Source organism: Peptoniphilus sp. HCN-40583, from assembly GCF_037892835.1.
GTDB lineage: Bacteria > Bacillota > Clostridia > Tissierellales > Peptoniphilaceae > Aedoeadaptatus > Aedoeadaptatus rachelemmaiella.
On sequence record NZ_JBBKBU010000047.1, the window covers coordinates 1 to 6,241 of the forward strand.

Sequence of the window (6,241 nt, forward strand, 5' to 3'; positions counted from 1 at the left end):
CACTACTGGGGTAGTTTCATCTGCTTGTGTCTTTTCACTTGGTGTGTTTGCCTTGGCTTTTCCAGCTTCTGATTCATTGTTTGAACCGTCTTTAGCTTTAGCACTTACTTCAGTTTCATCTTTTACCTTGTCTGCTGGAATTGTTACTATTCCGGAAGATGGTTCTATCTTTAGGTCGCTTCCGTCCGGCAATGACCAATTACCATAGTCATCTTTTGTTGCTTTAACGGTAACCGGTGTGTCGGAGCCTTCCGGTGTATAGGTTATATCCATGGATTTAACGTCTACATCCTTAGGCGGCGTAATGGTTACTGTTCCGTCGTCGTTTGCTTCGACTGTCGGTGCGGCCGGAGCTGTTGTGTCTTTAGTATTATTTTTTACAACTGTATTTTCAGCCGGTATGGTTGCTACCGGTCTACCGTCTGATTCCGGATAAGTTACTGTTACTTCTCCATTTGCAGCTACTACAATTTTTGTATCTGCCGGTAGATTGGGGTTGGCTTTTCTAACTGCATTTTCAACATCAGCTTTTTCGTTTTTAGTAAGTTTAGCCGGATCGGCAACCTCAGTTATTTCCGGATATTTTAATTTTTCAACGACATTATCTTTTTGTGCAAGGGCATACTTCTTGTCACCTCTTGTAATAAGTGCAGATCCGTCATCGTTAATTACTACTTCTTCTTTCGTTAAATTAAGGTCCGGGTTGGCTTCAATAATAGCCTTTTCAACTGCTTCTTGTTCAGGTTCTGTAAGCTTATTGATATTTGCAACTTCTGTCTTCTTAGGTGCCTTAACATCAAGTAGTTTTGAATCTTTCTTAACAGTATCTGCTGGCGTAAATTCTTTTGCAGATCCGCCTCTTTTTACTGTTGCCTTACCATTATCGTCTACTGTGATTTCATTATCTTGTAGATCGTAATCCTTGTTTGCAGCCTTGATAGCGTCTCTAACTGCTTGCTTTTCATTTTCTGTAAGCTTTGTATCATCTGCTACAGGCGTAACTGCCGGATTCTTTAATTTCGACAAGTCTTTTTCTTTAACTGTCTTATCAGCAGGAATTTCTCCTGTCTTTCCATCACTGGTCTTAACACTAACGTTACCTTTAGAATCTACTGTGATGTCTTTTTCAGTCAAGCCACTATTCTTTGCAATAACAGCTTTCTTTACTGCATCCTTTTCTTCTTCAGTAAGGTTATTAATGTCCTTAACTTCAGTTACAGCAGGATCAGTTAATTTTAGAACTGAATCCTTAGCCTTAACAGTTTTGTCAGCCGGAATTTTTCCAACCTTACCGTCTTGGTTGATGTTTACAGTTCCGTCATCTGCAACTGTAATGTCATCATCTGTAAAGTTTCTGTCAGGGTTGGCTTTTTTAACAGCATCCTTAACAGCTTGCTTTTCATCAGGTGTTAATTTGCTTGTATTATCAACAAGAACCGGTTCTTTTGGTGGGTTGAAGTTATTTTGAACTTCTTTTTGTTCTACAGTTACTTCCGGCTTAAACTCTTTGGTCTTGCCATCTTTGCTTACGGTGGCAGTACCGTCGTTTTCAACCTTAATATTTGCTGCTGTTAATCCTGCATCTGGGTTTGCATCGATTATTGCTTGAATAACTGCATCCTTTTCAGCTGATGTTAAACCATTTGGATCAGCTACGGGTGTTTTTGCAGGATTCTTTAAAGTAAGTTCTGCGTCTGCCTTCTTTTCCCAAACTGCATAAACAGTTTTTGCTGCTGTTACATTATTTAAGATGTTAGCATCAGCTTCTTTAGCGTCTTTTGTTGCTGCCCAACCCTTGAATGTATATCCTTCTCTGGTTGGATCGGCCGGTTTTGTAACATTGCTACTTTCAGCTTTAACTGTCGTTGTGTCCTTGCCATCGGCAAACCTACCTTCGTTCGCATCAAAAGTAACTGCTACATCTTCTGAGTAGATAGCATAGACAACCAAATGTTTTGTTACAGGTGTTTCATTAGTAAAGATTTGATCTTTGCTTAATTTGGCAAAAGCATCTGCTGTAACAACTGTCTTGTTGCCTAAAGTTGTCTTACCTTTTTCAGTAACCCAACCTAAGAAGTTCTTTCCTTCTAGTTTTGGTGCTTCAGGGAATTTATCACCGGTATTTGCTTCAACATTTGCTCCTTCGAAGCCGTTAGCTGTGTAGCCATCTTCTCCGTAGAACTTAGTGTTGTCCGGTGCAATTTTAACAACTTTATCAACTTGTTTGCCGTCTTCTGTTAATTTACCAGTATTTGCATCAAACAATACCCTTGCTCTAACTCTGGTTTCGTAAAGGTCAGATGGTAGTGATGATCCGTCTGATGCAGTTGAAACAAACTTCATGTCCTTTTTAAGTTCAAGCTTAGTTTCAGTTTTATCATCTGAATGATACGGAAGCATCTTCGTTAAATCGACCTTATATTCATAAGCCTTATAAGTTTTTTCTTCTTCATTAAATTGAGCATCGAAGATGTCTGCTTTTTTAATAGTTACATCTTTTCTTACATCGCTACCGACTAAGTTTCCATCCTTATCGTATTCATTAGCAGCAGCTTCACCTTTTGCGTAAAGTTTGCCAACTCTTCCTTCTTCATAAAGAGTTCTTACTTTACCGCCGTCATACTTTGTATAACCAACAAAACTTGTTGTGTCAGTATTAAACTTAGCATTGTCAGCAGGCAATACCTTTGGATCTTTATAGAAGTCATCTGTTCCATCTGCATAGTCATTTGTAAATAACAATTGATATGGAACATAAAGTGACTTGTTTATAGAAAGGATTGCTGACTTATCAGAGTGGTCAGTCCATGCTATTTTATTTGTATTTTCTATCTTATCTATATTTACATACTTAAACCAAGACGTTTTAGAATCAATCTTATTGCCGTTATTATCATAGGCTTCTACAATAATGTCTTTGCCCGGCTCTAATTTTTTTGTGTTAATCCAGAAATTACCGCCTGAGCTTAAGATTGATGTATTTGGTAATCCTGTTAAAACCTTATCGCTGTCAGAATATTGCCAGAAAGTTCCTACTTTCGGTGTAGTGAAAACTAGTTCTTTTTGTTCAGTTCCACCTTTTAAAGTATATTTTAATTTAAAGGATGCTCCTCTTGGAAGATCTGTATAAAGGTGCATATTGATATTTCTATCGTTTTGTAATGTTAATGTTGCTGCACCTTCATTTAGCTTACTGCCGTTGTGCGTTTCAAGGAAGTTTACAGGACCAGCAAAGGTTGAATCATAAGGCATGTAAATCTTTAGACTTTGTCCAGCCTTTATTGTAGCACCTTCTCTAAGTGTAAATTTATAAACACCTTCTGCAAATTTTGTAATGGTATCAACAGCTCCCTTGCCGGTAACGAAGCCATTGTAATAACCTTGTTGCTTTCTTGATATTGCTTGGTCACCACCGATGTGGATCATGATTTGATCTCCGGCTGGCTTAGAAGTTGTATCAATTAGATATGATTCGCCCTCCGGAACTACATAATCATTGGCATATTGTTTTTCAAAAACTGTCCAGCCTTTGTTGTTAGGGTTAGTCCAACCTGACATAGTAGAGTAGTTAAGTTTTCTTACTTTGTCGCTGCTAAAAGTATCTTCAAACTTACCCTTGTCTACTACATAATCAATCGCTGTGATGTAAAATCCCTGAATCATAGTATTTTGGTCATGTTTTGGGACTTCTACTACTTTTACGCCATCTTTACGGAAATCACTTGTACCGATAACTATATAAGCTAATTTTCCATCAGAAGAGTAGTTTATCTTTTCTTTAGGTATTCCAACATTTTTAGTATATGGAGATAATTCTCTAGCCACAGTCATTATGTTGACATACCCAACATTTCCCTTAGAATCAGCTTTCAAATAATTAACAAGATTAGCATCAAAAACTTGTGTATAAGCAATTGGTTCTCCACCAACAGTCGGCGTAGCAGCAAGACCTTCTCTTTGACCCATGTATTGAGTTCTAATTATACCTAAGTTTGATGCGTCGCTATAGTCTTTCGGATTTGCAATAAATTCCGACATAAAAAACTCTTGGTTTGTTGCATTGTTACTGTCGGCTTGCAAACCGCCCTTTAAAAATAAAGAGTTTACCTTATCAGCTAGAGAAACACCTGTAGTCTTAGTATAAGTTGAGTAGTCCATAGAGGATTTACCCGGTGCATAAGCGTATACTTTCGAATAATCATCAGTTGTTATTCTCATTTGGACAATAAAGTTTTTATTGCCCAGACTATTTAAGTCAATGCCATCTTTTAAAACTAAATTAATAGGTAGATTCTTTCTTTGGTTAGCTCTACCTCCAACAGCGGATGGCAAATCAAAAGACCTACCGACAATTCCGTTTACATTTTCAAGTTTGTATTGAGTCGTACCGTCTCTGCCTACAACATGAGATAAATCAAAGTCGACGAACTTTTCAAGATCCCCGAAATTAATTAAAGCCTTGTGCCAAACAGCCGAAGCAGCTTGTGTCTTTTCTTTGTAAACAAGCCTAATTACGTATCTGCCGTTTGCGTCAATGAACATACCATCATAGTCTATGTCGTTCATTTGAATTGGATCAGATGTAGTTACTCTAACTAAAGTTTGGGAGTCCTCCACCTTCCAACGAGACTTGTCTTTGATTTTGTTTTCCCAGTTGGCTTTTCTGTAATAGGTTGCACTGGATAACGTATCGGCTTCTCCAGGTGTTCCTACGGGTGTTCCGCGTCCTACGGGGGCTTTTGCCCTTACCGCCTGTGTAAGCTTGCTTTCAACGGCGATTTTTGCCGTCGCCTGATCAGCAAATACATTGTAAGGCACAGAACCCAGTGTCATGGCCAGGGCTAAACCGACAGCCATGCTGTTTCTGAACTTTGTTTTTCGTGGCATATATTTCTCCTTTCCACACTATGCAAAAAAACAGTGCTTTTCTAACCTTACTCTTGGACCATTTGAAATTATCCGGGATACTCCTAAATGGTCTGATTCCTATAGCAACTACTACCTACAATATACCCGAACAACAAATACTTAACAACTCAAAAGCATAATTGCTGAAGAAATAAGCACAAGGATTTACAGATCATATATTATTTATGCGCCATAGAGAATTTCTATGATCCCATCGTCTTAACCAAGGCCATTTCCGGTCGGCCTCGGAAGAGAGTACGCCCTTTCTCTTCGATGGACGGGCATGTATCCACGACACAAAAAAGGAACCGAGTAAAACTCGATTCCTTCTTTTTGATTCTTAGCGATTAGCTAAGGCATCTTTCCAAGTTTGATTCAACGTAACCCACGTTTCATCTACCTGACCTTTTACGGTGCGATAGAACGTGTGGGTGTTGGATGCTTCGATAATATCGTAGTATGCCCAGTGGCTTACATTGACATCATTGAAGGGTACGATGCCCGTCAATACATCACGCAGACCCGTGAGGCCGACGCTACGGTCGTACAATTTGTTGAATACCGTAACTGCTTCTGCGCGGGTGATGTGGTTGTTCGGGCGGAAGGTGCCGTCCGGATAACCTTTGATGCGCGCATTGGCATAAGCTTGATTAATCGCCGCTTCAGCCCAGTGGCCTTTCACGTCGGCGAAAGGTGCCATGCCCGTGTTGGCCTTGTCGATGGCCTTGATCATTTGTGTGAATTCCGCACGAGTGATCTTACCGTCGGGTCTAAACGTACCGTCGGGATAGCCCTTCATATAACCTGCGTTGACAACCGCGTTGATGACTGCGTTGTACCAGCCGCTGCGTACGTCTACGAAATTCGGTCTTGCGCTGTTGGAAAGATCCAAACCTTGCAGACGGGCGAGCATGGCTGCCGCTTCGGCACGAGTCATATTGCCTTCGGGACGGAAGGTGCTGTCTTCGTAGCCGAAGATATATGCCTTGTGAATAGCGGTTTCGTGTTTCGGTTTTTCAACAGAAGGCGTGGTCGGGATCGTCGGAATCAACAGCGTGCCGCCGATGATGCCGCCGCTGTCTTTACCTTTTACGGTCGCTTCAGCGGATGCGGGCTTCTTACCATTTTCCGTTTGCGTTGCGGTAATCACGTCGCCCTTCTTCAGCGGACGATCGGCGGGAACGGGGACGGACCACTTGCCGTCAGGACCGACGGTGGTCTTGCCAATTTCCTTGCCGTTATTGTCCGTTACGACAACTTTAGCGTCGGGTGCACCCTTGCCGGTAATGGCATTGTCGCCTTCCGTCGGTTGATTGATGGAAGGAGTTGCCGA

At 40.9% G+C, this 6,241-nt stretch carries 2 protein-coding genes; both read right to left on the reverse strand.

The features are described 5' to 3' along the window. Positions 1-4,887: InlB B-repeat-containing protein (locus WKT05_RS10445; RefSeq protein WP_340414045.1), on the reverse strand; the 4,887-nt coding region annotated here is incomplete at its 3' end. Between the two features lie 361 nt (positions 4,888-5,248). Continuing rightward, positions 5,249-6,241, reverse strand: a 993-nt coding sequence (locus tag WKT05_RS10450) for an S-layer homology domain-containing protein (RefSeq protein WP_340414046.1), incomplete at its 5' end; no start/stop codon positions are given.